12 protein-coding genes are annotated in these 14,573 nt (G+C 51.2%); 5 read left to right on the top strand and 7 right to left on the bottom strand.

Annotated elements, in window-relative coordinates; translation table 11 throughout:
- Window positions 1-49 precede the first annotated feature (49 nt).
- From PsAD46_RS01800 to rph, 5 genes are all read right to left on the bottom strand, one after another.
- Window positions 50-463, bottom strand: coding sequence for a DUF2852 domain-containing protein (locus PsAD46_RS01800; RefSeq protein WP_063303343.1), 414 nt, complete (start codon window positions 461-463; stop codon window positions 50-52).
- Window positions 464-571: 108 nt separating this feature from the next.
- Window positions 572-2,131, bottom strand: coding sequence for a polyhydroxyalkanoate depolymerase (gene phaZ, locus PsAD46_RS01795; RefSeq protein ID WP_082831057.1), 1,560 nt, complete (start codon window positions 2,129-2,131; stop codon window positions 572-574).
- A 333-nt stretch (window positions 2,132-2,464) separates the two neighbouring features.
- The gene (gene hemW, locus PsAD46_RS01790; protein WP_063294364.1) at window positions 2,465-3,628 is read right to left on the bottom strand and encodes a radical SAM family heme chaperone HemW; all 1,164 of its coding nucleotides are present in this window, start codon (window positions 3,626-3,628) and stop codon (window positions 2,465-2,467) included.
- A 78-nt stretch (window positions 3,629-3,706) separates the two neighbouring features.
- Window positions 3,707-4,348 (bottom strand): RdgB/HAM1 family non-canonical purine NTP pyrophosphatase, encoded by a 642-nt coding sequence (gene rdgB, locus PsAD46_RS01785; protein WP_063294365.1) that lies wholly within the window; start codon window positions 4,346-4,348, stop codon window positions 3,707-3,709.
- The gene (gene rph, locus PsAD46_RS01780) at window positions 4,348-5,067 is read right to left on the bottom strand and encodes a ribonuclease PH (protein ID WP_082596820.1); all 720 of its coding nucleotides are present in this window, start codon (window positions 5,065-5,067) and stop codon (window positions 4,348-4,350) included. Before rph ends, rdgB begins: the two co-directional genes overlap by 1 nt.
- 191 nt (window positions 5,068-5,258) lie before the next feature.
- Here rph and hrcA point away from each other — a divergent pair, with 191 nt between their 5' ends.
- Together hrcA and PsAD46_RS01770 are read left to right on the top strand one after the other, a co-directional pair.
- Window positions 5,259-6,344: a heat-inducible transcriptional repressor HrcA gene (hrcA, locus tag PsAD46_RS01775; RefSeq protein WP_063306180.1), complete on the top strand. Its 1,086-nt coding sequence runs from the start codon at window positions 5,259-5,261 to the stop codon at window positions 6,342-6,344.
- A 16-nt stretch (window positions 6,345-6,360) separates the two neighbouring features.
- Window positions 6,361-7,179 carry a molybdopterin-synthase adenylyltransferase MoeB gene (locus PsAD46_RS01770; protein WP_063294367.1) on the top strand — a complete coding sequence of 273 codons (819 nt, stop codon included), beginning with the start codon at window positions 6,361-6,363 and terminating at the stop codon, window positions 7,177-7,179.
- 152 nt (window positions 7,180-7,331) lie between these two features.
- Here the strand turns inward: PsAD46_RS01770 and PsAD46_RS01765 are convergent, their stop codons facing one another.
- Both PsAD46_RS01765 and aqpZ read right to left on the bottom strand, forming a co-directional pair.
- Window positions 7,332-9,407, bottom strand: coding sequence for a TonB-dependent receptor (locus PsAD46_RS01765; protein WP_063306019.1), 2,076 nt, complete (start codon window positions 9,405-9,407; stop codon window positions 7,332-7,334).
- A gap of 235 nt (window positions 9,408-9,642) precedes the next feature.
- The gene (aqpZ, locus tag PsAD46_RS01760) at window positions 9,643-10,347 is read right to left on the bottom strand and encodes an aquaporin Z (RefSeq protein ID WP_057463164.1); all 705 of its coding nucleotides are present in this window, start codon (window positions 10,345-10,347) and stop codon (window positions 9,643-9,645) included.
- Window positions 10,348-11,065: 718 nt separating this feature from the next.
- Here aqpZ and PsAD46_RS01755 point away from each other — a divergent pair.
- From PsAD46_RS01755 to PsAD46_RS01745, 3 genes are all read left to right on the top strand, one after another.
- The gene (locus tag PsAD46_RS01755; RefSeq protein ID WP_084404322.1) at window positions 11,066-12,874 is read left to right on the top strand and encodes a M2 family metallopeptidase; all 1,809 of its coding nucleotides are present in this window, start codon (window positions 11,066-11,068) and stop codon (window positions 12,872-12,874) included.
- Window positions 12,875-13,030: 156 nt separating this feature from the next.
- A complete protein-coding gene (locus PsAD46_RS01750; RefSeq protein ID WP_193776898.1) occupies window positions 13,031-13,561 on the top strand; it encodes a GNAT family N-acetyltransferase in 531 nt (176 codons plus the stop codon).
- 75 nt (window positions 13,562-13,636) lie between these two features.
- Window positions 13,637-14,467 carry a DUF3883 domain-containing protein gene (locus PsAD46_RS01745; protein ID WP_057463167.1) on the top strand — a complete coding sequence of 277 codons (831 nt, stop codon included), beginning with the start codon at window positions 13,637-13,639 and terminating at the stop codon, window positions 14,465-14,467.
- Window positions 14,468-14,573 lie beyond the last annotated feature (106 nt).

The following is a 14,573-nucleotide window of genomic DNA, read 5'->3' as shown; positions in this document are numbered from 1 at the left end:
CCCTGCGAAAGCAGAGCACCAGATGCTTGTTATGAACCTTTGAGAACCACTAGATTGCTTCACCAGCAGATGGCTCGCCTGGACGGTTGTGGCGGTTTCTCATGAAGCGGTCGAATTCTTCCTGATCTTTAGCCCGACGCAGGTCGTTCATGTAATCATCGAATTCCTGACGCATGCTATCAAGCTTTCTGCGCTCTTCTTCCAAGCGGGTCAGCTCTTTTTCACGGTAGTCGTCAAATGCAGCATTACCGCTGCGGGTCGCATTTTGCATATTGTCCATCGTATTTTTCAAGTTGCTACGATTCCACTGGCATTTAGCTTCACGCTTCCAGCCATTAAAGTTGTCGCCCCATAAGATGTAGGCAAGCATAGCAAGGCCAAGAGGCCAGAAAATTACGAATCCAAGAACCATAAGTGCAATACTTAGAGGATTCCAGGAGGGTTTTATTGCATTTACATTCATTAAAATCACCCCTTTCTCAAATCAACAAGCTTGAGATGGGATGATTTTATTTTACTTTCAAGAGATAGAATGAAATTTTATTAGACGATGAGTTATCTTCACTTACGTTCAGTTGGAATGCACTGTTTCATTGAGACGGCGTGCCTGCTCAACCCAATTATCCCGAACCATGCGTCCGCGAATATCCAAACGATCGTCCAGCGCCGCGGCCTGATGTTCTGTCAGATTTGCAATTTGCCAGTAGTGGAAGATACCTGCGCCGTTCAAAGCCCGCTCTAGTTTAGGTCCAACACCGCTGATCAACTGCAGGTCATCTGCAGCACCTTTTGGCTCAGCAAGCAGGATTTCGCGTAGTGGGTCACCCGCAATTTTCTCAGAGGTGTTTTCACGCAGGGTCTTTTTCGCTGCACGTTTGGAAACTTGCTCCGCGCGCACGTTTCTTGGATTATCCTGAATGAACTTGACGATACGTGGCGCGATTTCAGAACGATACTTTGAACCGTTAAACACACCGTAGTGGCCTACACCCGGCTGGATGTAGTGCAACCGGCGCCTGGATGGGATGTTTTCAGCCAGTTTTTGAGCCGCTTGGGTTTGGCCAACACCAGAAATGTCGTCGTTTTCGCCTTCAACGGTAAACAGCGCCGTGCCGGTGATCTTTTTCGGATCAACCATCTTGCCACGATGCATCATTTCGCCTTTTGGCAGCGAATGCTCGATGAACACGGTTTCCACGGTCTGGAGATAGAATTCGGAGGTCAGATCCATAACAGCGAGATATTCATCATAGAAGTCACGGTGCTTCTCAGCGCTGTCACCATCACCCTCAATCAGATGCTGGAAGAAATCGCGGTGGGCAACCATATGCCGATCCAGATTCATGCTCATGAAGCCAGAAAGCTGGAGGAAGCCCGGATAAACCTGTCGCGTGAACCCTTTGTGGGGGAAGGGAACTTCCATGACAACATTGCGCTTGAACCAGTCGATACCTTTTTCGACGGCCAGATCATTCACGGCGGTTGGCGCTTCGCGGGTGTCAATTGGGCCACCCATCAGCGTCATAGTCGCCGGAGCGCATTTGTCTCCGTTCTCTTCCATCAAGGCAACGGCTGCATAAACTGGAACGGATGGCTGGCAAACCGCCAGAACGTGCGTATTTGGTCCCAGATAATGCAGCATCTGCATGATGTATTCGATGTAATCGTCCAGGTCGAAACGGCCATCAGCTACAGGCACCTGTCGCGCGTCTTCCCAGTCCGTGATGTAAACATCCAGATTTGGCAGTAAGGCTTCAACAGTGCCACGCAGAAGAGTTGCGTAATGGCCAGACATGGGCGAGACGATCAGAATTTTAGGATCGTCTTTTCTGCTTTGAGGTAAATCACGCTTGAAGTGCAACAGGCCGCAAAATGGTTTCGCCCAGATGATTTCTTCCGTGATGTCTACTTCTTTGCCATCCACGACAGTGGTGTCGAGCTCAAACTCCGGCTTGCCATAACGACGGGTTACGCGCTCAAGCATCTCACAGGATGCAGCAACCGTGCGACCAACCTGCGTGTGTGACATGGGATTGAGCGGGTTTTGAAAGCACAATCTTGTCATGTCTGCTGCAGCCCGGACAGGGGACATCGCTGCATGGTTCATTTCATACAAGTGGTAGAACAGCACAGAATGTTTCCTCCCAAGACGTTCGCTTCAGCCAACTCTTGTTCATGTAATTCTTGATTTCCGCAACACGAATACACTTTAGCCCGAAGTGCTGCACCGCAAAAGTATAGACAGCTCTATACCTTTTCAGCAACATAGACTCATGGAGAAATTCAAACCAACCTTAACTTGCATTGAAGATCAATAGGTTCTTCACCATCGCTGAGGTACATGTCAGTGTAATCAATTATGTTGCATTGCACAATATGTAAATTAATACCCCAATCGAATCGAGTAATTCGACTGCAATTATTTCACTAAGTTGAAATCGCTAATGAATTTTATTTGGGAATGCTAATCGGAAGCCAGCTCAGCAATTACGGCATCCAGTAGGGGAAAGCCTGCTTGCGTTGCACGCAGGCGAGTGTTGCTCACCCATTCTACCATGCCGTTTTCCTGCAGATTTAACAATCTCTGCGGATTGAACTGACGGCCAGAGAGCTGTTCATAACGTGGTACGTCAATGCCTTCATGCAATCGCATACCCATCAACAACAACTCGTCACCCTGCTCGCCATGACCAAGTATGTCTTCAGAGATAGAGCCGTGGCCCTGACTTTCAACCAAACCTAGCCATGTTTCCGGATGTTTTTCAGTCGAGGTTGCCAGCTTGGTGCCATCTTCCAGCGTCAATCGGCCGTGTGCACCAGGTCCAACACCGACGTAATCACCATAACGCCAGTAAATGAGGTTGTGCTGGCACTGAGCGTCAGGCGCCGCATGGTTTGAGACCTCATAGGCCGGCAAACCGCGTGCTGCGGTGACCTCCTGTGTCAGGTCAAACATGTCTGCGGCTAGATCAGGGTCCAGCATCTCCAGCTTTCCAGCTGCATACAAGCGCTGGAACATGGTGCCGCTTTCAATGGTGAGCTGATACATGGAGAGGTGATCAGCGGCCAGATCGATAGCACGGTTGAGCTCTTGCTCCCATACCTTCAAGGTCTGATTGGGGCGGGCGTAGATAAGATCAAACGAGATGCGCGGGAAAGTTTTGCGCGCAATTTCAACAGCTCGAATCGCCTCCGAAACAGAGTGCTGGCGACCAAGGATCTTCAGCTCTTTGTCATCCAACGCCTGAATACCAACGGAGAGGCGGTTTACGCCTGCAGATCTGTAGCCTGCAAAGCGGGTTGCTTCCACGCTGGTTGGGTTGGCTTCCATGGATATTTCAGCGGTGGACGGCAGATGCCAGAGGCGCGCAACTTCATTGAGGATTGTCTCAACGGTTTTCGGCTCCATCAAAGATGGCGTGCCGCCGCCGAAGAAGACGGAGTCAACTGTGCGACCCGGCACCATCTGCGCATAACGTGCCAGCTCTGTTGCCAGAGCTTTGGCGTAATGCTCCTGCGAAACCGGCTGGTGGCGCACGTGGGAGTTAAAGTCGCAATATGGGCATTTTGCCAAACAAAAAGGCCAATGCACGTAAATCCCAAAGCCGCCAACCGGTGACACAGTCATTCTTTTTCCTTTGCGTTTGCCAGCTCATTTGCACGAGTTCTTATCCGAAAACTGGAAGCCACTTTTCGGGAACGCGTATTACGCCGGCAAGCACTCTTTTTGAAACTTAACAAAGGCACGGGCGCGATGAGACAGCGCTTCGTCTTCTTTTGTTTTGTGTTTTTCTTGCTTGTCCATCTCACCGAAGGTTCTATCAAAACCCTCCGGAACGAACATTGGATCGTAGCCGAAGCCTTCCAGACCGCGCGGAGGCCATGCCAGGTCGCCATGGATTTCACCACGGTAGAACTGAGTGTGCCCATCCGGCCATGCCATGCACAGCACAGCAACGAAGTAAGCGGTCCGGTCTGTAGCGTTCGTTTCGGTCAACTTGTCCTGCACGGCCTGCATGGCCACGCCGAAGTCTTTACCTGGCCCAGCCCAACGTGCGGAGTAGATGCCCGGATCACCGTTGAGGCCGTTTACACAAAAACCGCTGTCATCTGCAAGGGCAGGCAGGCCAGTGGCTGTTGCCGCAGCAAGTGCTTTGATTGCAGCGTTTGCTTCAAACGTGTCGCCATCTTCCACTGGCTCTGGCAGATCCAGATCACCAGCAGAGAGAACTTCAAAGCCATGCGTTGCCAGCATGTCCTGAATTTCGCGCAGCTTGCCCTTGTTGTGACTGGCAAGCACGAGCTTGCCAGGTTCCAGGCGGCGGTTTTCTGTTGTGTCTGCCTGCATCAGAGCACCGTCAGCTTTTGCAGCTCAACCAGTTTGGAAATGGACTGTTTTGCAAGACCCATGAGCTGGCCGAGTTCTTCTTCGGAGAATGGCTCACCTTCAGCAGTACCCTGAATTTCAACGATGCCGCCTTTGCCAGTCATGACGAAGTTTGCGTCAGTGTCAGCAGAGGAATCTTCGATATAGTCCAGATCAGCAACCGGAGTACCTTCGTAGATACCGCAGGAGATCGCTGCGATGTGGTCTTTGAGAACCTTATCGGTTTTGACCATGTCGCGCGCTTCCATCCATTTCAGACAGTCGTGCAGAGCGACCCATGCGCCGGTGATGGATGCTGTACGGGTGCCGCCGTCTGCCTGAATGACATCACAGTCAACGGAGATCTGACGCTCGCCCAGTGCACCCAGATCAACAACAGCACGCAGAGAGCGGCCGATGAGACGCTGGATTTCCTGAGTACGGCCAGACTGCTTACCTGCGGAGGATTCACGGCGCATACGGTCATGAGTTGCGCGTGGCAGCATGCCGTATTCTGCAGTTACCCAGCCACGGTTCTGACCACGGAGCCACGGCGGAACACGCTCTTCCAAACTTGCGGTACACAGAACATGGGTATCGCCGAATTTGATCAGGCAGGAGCCTTCGGCATGTTTTGCAACACCGCGCTCCAGGCTGACTGGACGCATTTCTTCTGGTGTACGTTTGGATGGACGGTTCAAGGCAAGCTCCCTCGGGTTGCTTAATAGCTACAAATTCACAAATGGTATTGCGGATCTTTTAGCTGCGGATTGCCGTTAGCGCAAAGGCTGGTTTTGGTTTGAGAGGCTATTTTCTGCTAAAAATGAGTTTTGGCTGTTCAATTGTCCTGTGTTAGGGATTGAATACAGGCTTTGGCCCAAACCTGCTGTTGATGTGGAGTACCGATACCGTGACGAGCGTTCCTCCTTCTGTCCCTCTTGAGGATCTTGATGAACGTTCCCGTGAGGTCTTCCGGCGCATTGTTGAGAACTACCTTGATACCGGCGAACCGTTGGGGTCTCGCAACCTTGCACGTGGGCTTTCGCAGCCTCTGTCTCCGGCCTCTATTCGCAACGTAATGGCAGATCTAGAGCACCATGGGCTGCTCTACTCTCCGCACACCAGTGCTGGACGCTTGCCGACGCAGTCCGGTCTTCGTCTGTTCGTGGACGGTTTTTTGGAAGTTGGCGACCTGACCAAAGAAGAGCGTGAGCAAATTGCTGTTCAGGTGAAGGCTAAAGGTGGTGAGAAAACACCGGAGCAGGTCCTGACAGAAGCCAGTCAGATGCTATCTGGCCTGAGCCGCGGGGCGGGGGTTGTTCTTTCCAACAAGACAGACACCACCCTTCGCCATATCGAGTTTGTGCAGATTGAGCCGCTAAAAGCGCTTGTCGTGCTGGTGAGTGAAGATGGCTCCGTTGAAAACCGTGTTGTCGATCTACCTGCTGGCTTGCCTCCATCTGCGCTGACTGAAGCCTCGAACTACCTCAACTCCATCATCAGAAACCGCACGCTAGCCGATGCACAATCTGAACTTGTTCGGCAGCGAAACGAATTTCAGGCTGAGCTGGATACGCTCACATCCAAAGTAGTCGATGCGGGTGTTGCTGTTTGGGGTGGAGACAAGAATGATCTCGGAACACTGATCGTGCGTGGACGCTCCAACCTGCTGGAAAACGTGGGTGCGAAGGAAGATCTGGAGCGTATTCGCCTGCTATTTGATGATTTGGAAAACAAGAGTGAACTGATCCGCCTGCTTGATCTTGCAAAGGGCGGCGAAGGCGTACGTATTTTTATCGGGTCAGAAAACAAGCTGTTCTCGCTTTCCGGTTCTTCCTTGATCGTGTCTCCATACCGCGATAGTGAACAGCGCGTTGTGGGCGTTCTTGGTGTTATCGGGCCGACTCGTCTCAATTATGCGCGTGTCATTCCCATGGTGGATTACACAGCCCGACTGGTGAGCCGTATGCTCGGTTAAACTACTGGAGTCCCAATTGCTTTCCCTTACAGCTTCTGAACTGGAACGTTATGCCCGCCACATCGTCCTGCGAGATGTCGGTGGTCCTGGGCAACAGAAACTTAAAGCTGCGCGCGTTCTGGTAATCGGCGCTGGAGGACTGGGCGCACCGGTTCTGCAATACCTGGCGGCGGCTGGCGTTGGCACCATTGGTATTGTTGATGATGACGTTGTTTCGCTGTCTAACCTTCAGCGTCAGATCATCCATGACACGGAGAAGCTTGGCGAGCCTAAGGTTGCCAGTGCAGCGGAGGCGATTGCTCGGCTGAACCCGAATGTGCGCGTTGTTCCGCATCCGACACGCATTAGTGGGCAAAATGCCATGGCGTTGATCAACGATTACCATATCGTGGTTGATGGCTCTGATAACTTTGCCACCCGTTACCTCGTTTCGGATGCGTGCTTTTATGCTGGCCGTCCTTTGGTTACGGCTGCTGTGGGCCAGTTTGACGGCTCTGTTACGCTACTGAAACCATTTGAGCGCGATGATGAGGGCAATTACATCAACCCAACTTATCGCTGCCTGTTCCCCAAACGCCCTGAGGCTGGCTCCATCCCGACCTGCACAGAGGCAGGCGTTCTGGGTGCTTTGACAGGCCTGGTTGGTACACTGCAGGCACTTGAGGTGATCAAAGAAATCGTTGGGTTTGGTGAAGGTCTGGTTGGGCGCTTGTTGCTGGCAGACACACTGAGCATGCACTTTGAAACCATCAAGTACAAACGCTCTGCAAAGAACCCGCTCAACGGCGACACCCCAAAAACATGGAGTGAAATGCTGGAAATTGAGCACGGCTGATCCAACTTAATTGAGTTACAAAAGAAAACGGCGGAGAATTTCTTCCCCGCCGATCCCGGCCTTTCCGCCACAGAAGGCCTAGCCCCATTCAGGCAAACCTGTCTCACCAGCATTGCCAGACACACTGCATTTGCAGCACACCGAAGAGAGGCTTAAAACGTTTTCGCCAAGCTAAGCTTGAAGGACCGACCTTTGCCTTCGGTTTCACTCAGATGCGCTGTGTGTTTCTGATCGAAGATATTGGTCACGCTTGCGCGCACTTCTGAGCCTGCAAGGAACCCATCTTCAGGCTTCCAGGCTAAACGCGCACTGTGCAGCGCATAACCTGGCGAAGCATCGTCAGCATCGTTCACGCGATCCTGTTCTGCGTATAAATCAGAGCGCCAGGAAACATCCAGATTATAGTCAGTAATCTTATATCCTACTGAAAGGAAAAGATTATCTGCCGCTACGCTATCCAGATATTCATCATCAGAAAGGTTGTCACCCCGTGTAACTGAAGCACCCAGATTGCCGTACCAGCTGTCAGAGGAATAACCTGCTTCTAATTCGATGCCTTTGATCCGCGCCTCATCAATAGCAGTTGTGATTGTCTTGCCCGTTGCATGATCGCGAGAGGAATAGAGGTAGTTGTCGATGTTGTTGTAAAAGGCCGTTACTTTGAAGCGAAGGCTATCATTTTCCAACAATACGTCATTGAATTTAAAGCCTAAGCCAGCTTCAAAATTGTTAGATTTTTCTTTTCCGAGATCGGTAAAGCCATCACCCGAGAAAACTTCATCCAAAACTGGCATGCGTTCTGTGTGTGCAACAGAACCAAAGACATTCAGCCAGTTTGTCAGCTCGTAAATTGCTGCAAGTTTTGGAGAATAGGCCGTCTCATCCAGATCTTTACGCAGAGCCACGCCAGTCCCCGGCTTCAGGCGAGAATGGTCAACACGCATTCCAGGAATGAGTGTAAGGCGGTCATGAATTACAAACTCAGCCTGCCCGAACACACCAAGAGTGTGTGTTTCACCTTCTGGATGAGATGAGGAGCCCGGCGTTGAGCTTCCATCCGGATTCAGACGCGGGTTGAGGCGCTCCTGATATTTCCCTTCCACCCCGTAGGTGAAGTAGGTCTGTACACCTTCGGAAAGCCGAAATTCCGATGTGTTTTCCAGTTTTGCCTGCCAGTTGTTGTAGACGTACTCAGCTTCAGTTCCCAAAGGAGCACCAGGACCTGCGCGGAACGTAATATCATCCAAATCACGCTTGGTCTGGCTCCAGGATACCTGTGCTTTTACATCCAACAAATCATTGCCAGAAAAAGCGTTTTCATAAGCAAGCAATGCCTGTTGTTCGCTTGTGGTTTGGTCCGCATAACCAAATCCGGGACTAAAGGTTGTCTGGTCATATAGGCCATACCCAGACTTATTGACGTTGAAATAGCTTGCAGTAAGAGATTGATCGTTATCGACACCGAAGCTGTATTTCAACTTGGCGAGGCCCGAGAGATCTGTCATGCGGGAGTTGCCGAGGTCTGCGCCATCAGCGCCCTCATAATCTCCATCACGGCCATAGTTCAGGTTGACCAATAGCTCCAGATTTTCCAGTGGTCGGGCAGCGACTGTAACTGTGCTTCGCGCACCATTGCCGTTCGAGTCCCACATGGCTTTGGTGCGGACGGCCAGTTTGTCATCTCCCTCCAACAAATCGCTAGCATCTTTCGTACGCGCACTGACCACACCACCAAGCGCGCCTGCGCTGAACAATGTGGAGGCAGCTGGTCCACGCAGAACCTCAACTTCCTTAAGCAGTTCAGAATCGAAGAAGAAAGAGCCTGCACGGTACATCTCGAAGTAGGAGGTGACGCCATCCACTTGAATGATATTACGATTTTCACCGGAACCGAGAGCAGAGCCGATGCCGCGAATATTGATGGACTGCCCCAGCGCATTGTCAGCATTTATAGTGGTGATCCCCGGAACTGCATCGAGGATCTCACCCAATGTGCTTGCTTGGGCTGCTTCAATTTGCTCCCGAGAGACTGAAGTCACAGCCTGAGGTGTATCAATCGCCACCTTCTCTTTACCTGCTGAAACAATGATTTCATCCAGCATGGTTGCAAGGCTGTCGGCAGCAACAGGCTGTTTAGCTTCCTGCGCTGAAACAGCCGCAGAAATCAGGGCGAGCGAGAGGGTTGTGCTGGCCAGGAGGGCCGCACGGGAATAGCGCGAAATGGACATGATCGCCTCAGTCTGAATTTTTATGGGAGTGGCTGGCTGAGACGCTGCTTTGGCTAGCTTGTGTTTGCGTTATGCAAACGTTGTTTCTATCCGTGTTTTATAAACATGAATATAATAGTCAAGTTTTAAATTGAGGGTTTTTCCCTAGCTGGGGATTGAGTGCATTCATCAGAAAAGCCTCCTTCGCAGGTTCTTAATTGCGAAGGAGGCCAAAAAACAATTGCATCTCCGTTGGTTAATCTGTTTCTTCACGACCACAAGTGCCGATGATCCAGCAGACTGCCGCCCCGATGAGCGCTCCAACTATTGGTGCCAGCCAGAACAACCAAAGCTGGTCCAGTGCCCAACCACCGTTGACAATAGCTGTTGCTGTGGACCGAGCCGGGTTTAAAGATGCGCCCGAGATGGGGATCGCGATGATGTGCATGCATGTCAGCATCAGGCCGATGGCAAGCGGAGCGAGGGCTGCGGGTGCTTTTTTGGAGGTTGCACCAATAATAACAATCAGGAACAGCGCTGTGACTGTGATTTCGGTAATGCCGACCGCAATTTCAGAAAAGCCGCCGTTGGAATGCTCTCCATAACCGTTGGAAGCAAAGCCCGGAGGGTCGCCCGGGCCATGGGCGAGAATGATCCAGAATACAAAGGCTGCTGTTGTGCCGCCAATCACCTGCGCGATGATGTAGGGGACCACATCTGAGGTTGGGAACCGTTTTGCAGCCCAAAGGCCGATGGTCACCGATGGATTGAAATGAGCACCTGACACATTGCCGAACGCGTAAGCCATACAGACAACGGAAAGACCAACCGCAAAGGCAACGCCCAGCAAGCCAGATCCGCCATACCATTCAACCGGTGCATAGGACACCAATGCCCCGCCGCACACAGCGGAGACCAGAGCAAAGGTTCCTACAAATTCTGCGCCTAGTTTCCTCAACATGACACTTCTCCTCATATTGATTTGAGGGAGGTATCACAGTGAGATTTCTAACTTACGTTTAGGGTAACCAGAAATCTAACGATTGCCTTAAGCATGCATTGCTAGATCCTTAGGAGGGCACTAGCATGAATGGAGGCGGAACTTCTTTTTTCTTCATATGGTTAGAAATGTGCCTCAGCCTCTTTCAGCTCGGCACATGCATGCCAATTGGTGATTTTGCATGTGCTGAATATGCCGAGAATGCCAAAGACCGCGAAACTGGAGAAGAGCCAAAAGGCTGAATTGGCAATGAGGCCAGCCAGAGCGGGTACTAAACACCACGGTGAATGTTTGAACCGTTGCCAGAGCAGAAGCTTCGTTTTCTTTGTCATCATCTGGTGTCAAATGGAGAGCGAACAGCTTCTGGAGATAGAACGACATGAAGTTTGCCTCGACTCGCAAGGAGGGCTGTCACTTACTCAAAATGTCGTTTTAAAACGCAATCATTATACCGTTTCAGGCATTGCAGCTATGTGCGTGAAACGGGCTCAGTGTTGAAGATTCTTCTAAATTGCTAATGCAATAATTTTGCTAGATCAATCCAAAAATAGGAGAAATATCGCGATGAAACGGGCTAGACTTACGGGATAAAACCCTTACCGTAACGGCATAACAGAGAGATTATGCATTAGAAATGCATCTGGAATCTCTAAAATATGCCATGGTTGGGGAGGCTGCCTTGAAGCGGTTGTTATCTGTATTGCCCGCACTTTCACTCGCTCTCATTCCGCTGAGTTCAGCACAAGCTGACGCCGATAGTAAAGTCAGCGTTGAGGATGCAAGAACGTTTATTGAAACCTCCGAAAAAGCCATTCAGGAGATCGGCGAAGAAGCGGGCCGCGTTGCTTGGGTGAATGCTAATTTCATCACCTATGACACCAACTGGCTGAATGCGTTAATGTCGGAGCGCACCACGAAGCTCTACGTTTCTCTTGCCAATCAGACCAAGCAGTATGACGGCCTTGACCTTCCGCCAGACCTTGCTCGGAAAATGAAGCTTTTGAAGCTGAACCTGACATTGCCTGCCCCTGAGAATGACCCTGCCAAGATCAAGAAACTTGCGCAGATCAATACCGAGATGGAAACCATTTACGGCACGGGCAAGTATGAGATTGATGGCGAGGCGCTGTCTCTTTCCAAGCTCAGCCGCATCATGGCGACAAGTCGTGATTACGATAAGCTGCTGGAAGTCTGGAAAGGCTGGCGCACTGTCTCTCCGCCGATGAAGGACATGTACACGGAGATGGTCGGCATCGCCAACCAGGGTTCCAGTGAGCTGGGCTTTAAAGACACTGGCTCCATGTGGCGTTCCAAATACGACATGGATCCGGATGAATTCCGGCAGGATGTTGATCGCCTCTGGGGTGAAGTGAAGCCGCTTTACGACAGCTTGCATTGTTATGTACGCGATAAGTTGGCAGATCATTACGGGGCCGATAAAGTACCTGCGGACGGGCCAATTCCTGCGCATTTGCTGGGTAATATGTGGGCTCAATCCTGGGGAAACATCTATCCGCTTGTCGCTGCTGATGGGGACGAGCAAGGCTACGACCTGACCAAGTTGCTGGAAGAGCAGAACTATACGCCGCTCAAAATGGTGAAGACGGCGGAAGGGTTCTTCACCTCGCTTGGCTTTGACCCGCTGCCTGAGACGTTTTATGAGCGCTCGTTGATTACCGAACCGCGTGACCGTGATGTGCAGTGTCATGCATCTGCCTGGAACGTGGATGGCAAGGATGATCTACGCATCAAAATGTGCACCGAGGTGACGGGGGAGGATTTCAATACCGTCCACCACGAACTAGGTCACAACTTCTACCAGCGCGCTTACAATCACCAGTCGCCTATGTATCAGGATGACCCGAACGATGGGTTCCACGAAGCGATTGGCGACATGGTGAGCCTGTCCATTACGCCTAAGTACTTGAAGCAGATCGGCCTTCTGCCGCTTGATGCTTCAGAAGAGGTCAACACCAACATCCTGTTGGCTCAGGCACTGGACAAGATCGCATTTCTGCCATTTGGCTTGCTGGTAGACCAGTGGCGCTGGAAGGTGTTTAACGGTGAGCTGACTCCAGACACCTATAACGACGGTTGGTGGGACCTTCGCGAGAAGTATCAAGGCGTTGCGGCTCCAGTTGACCGTGCTGCGGATGCGTTTGATCCGGGTGCCAAGTACCACATTCCAAACAACGTGCCGTACACACGCTATTTTCTGGCGCACATCTTCCAGTTCCAGTTTTACCGTGAGGCTTGTCGCCTTGCAGGATGGGAAGGACCGCTGGCAGCGTGCTCCATCTATGGCAACAAGGAAGTTGGCGAGAAGTTCAACGCGATGTTGGAAACAGGCGCTGCGCTTCCATGGCAAGACAGTCTGGAAGCCTTCACCGGAAGCCGTGAGGCCGACGCGACAGCTATTCTTGAATATTTTGCTCCACTCCAAGCTTATCTGGACGAGCAAAATTCTGGCAAATCCTGCGGCTGGTAGACCAGCAAGGTAATCCTGCCGGCCTTGATGCCCTACAAGTCCGCCGGATATTATCAAACCCCGTCTTTATGGCGGGGTTTGTTTTATTTGGAGGCCTGTTGGAGCAAGTTTGGATGGGCTAGAGTTTTGAACGCAGGGAAAACGGAGGCATTGGTCATGAGCGAGGCGCAAAGCATCACTGTTCAAATGAGGGCCCTTACCGTCTCGGACATGCCTTTATTGCATGAATGGCACAACCAACCCCATCTGCGGCCCTTTTATGAGCGTGAGCCCAGCACGCTTGAGCAAGTAACAGAGCGCTATGCGTGCCGCGTTTCAAATAATCATCCAACCAACTGCCTGATCGCGGAGCTTAACGGCGCGCCCTTCGGTTATCTGCAATGGTATCTGAACCGCGACTTTCCAGAGTACGGCACTGGTACAATTGGCATAACAGCTGGTGTTAGCTTCGATTACTACATCGGCGATCCTGCTTCCCTAGGCCAACAACTAGGAACAGTCATGCTGAATGCTGCAGTTGAGCATGTGAAGCCGCTTGTCTGCGTTGAGGATCAGTTCTTTTGCGTTGGTCACCGACCCGAAAACACCTCTGCACTCCACTGCTCTCAACGCGCAGGCTTTCGCTATTGCAAAGTCTTCACAGAGGATGGATTGCCCCACGAGCTTTATGTGAGGGATGAGAGATAAGGCTCATAAGCCTACTTAAAGTTGTATAATGAACGTGCTAACTTCAATTCAAACATTGTTTGATTTGAGATTTTCATGGGCGCAGATGATTGGACAGACGAGGAGAATGATCTTCTTGTCGCTGAGTATTTTGAAATGCTGAAGTTGGGGCTTCAAGGTCAGAGTTTCAATAAGGCTGCTCGGCAGAGAGAACTTGCGCGCTCTATTCCAAGGTCGGTGAAAGCCATTGGACGGAAACAGCAGAATGTAAGTGCTATTCTGGAAGACCGCAATCAACTATGGATCACTGGCCTCAGTCCAGCCGAACATTATCAAAAATCTCTCAAAGATGCAGTTCAACGGCACTTAGATGCACGACAACAGGAGGACTTGCAGCAAGTTCCAGGAGAACGAATGGAGCTTGATGAAGGACCTGAGGAGTATATTGCTCCGCCTCGCTCCCAAGCTTCGACGATTGAGCCCACCACGCCTCGCAATGTGGTTCGTCGGGCGCAAAAGCTGGATTATGCAGAGCGGGATGCGAGCAATCGGGAACTTGGCAAGCTAGGTGAGGCATATGTTGTTCAACTTGAGCAACAACGGCTGAAGAAAGCTGGAAGAACTGACTTAGCCGAGAAAGCCATTTGGGCTTCTGAAGAGGAAGGCGATGGGCTTGGGTATGACATCCGCTCTTACGAAATTGATGGTACTGAGCGGCTCATTGAGGTGAAGACCACGAATGGTGGGCGGGAAACACCATTTTACATCTCCGAGAATGAACTGAGCTTTTCGGAGGATGAGCCGGAGAAGTTTGTGCTTGTCCGTGTCTACAATTTCTCTGAGGAACCCGCTTGTTTCGAGCTGCGGTCGCCTTTGGAGCAGAACCTCTCGCTGAAGCCTGCGGTTTACAAAGCAGTTCCCGAATAAAGAGGACACCCATGCTTTTTTCCGTTTGTTACAGGTTGGTCGGCTGCGCAAGTGAGCAGACCTAAAACATAAGGCTTTCTTTAGAGAAAGGCTTCTTTGTGGGGGG

This window comes from Pseudovibrio sp. Ad46, from assembly GCF_001623065.1.
In the GTDB taxonomy this organism is placed as follows: domain Bacteria; phylum Pseudomonadota; class Alphaproteobacteria; order Rhizobiales; family Stappiaceae; genus Pseudovibrio.
Note: the sequence above shows the minus strand (reverse complement) of the source record. Positions and strands in the feature narration are given on the sequence as shown.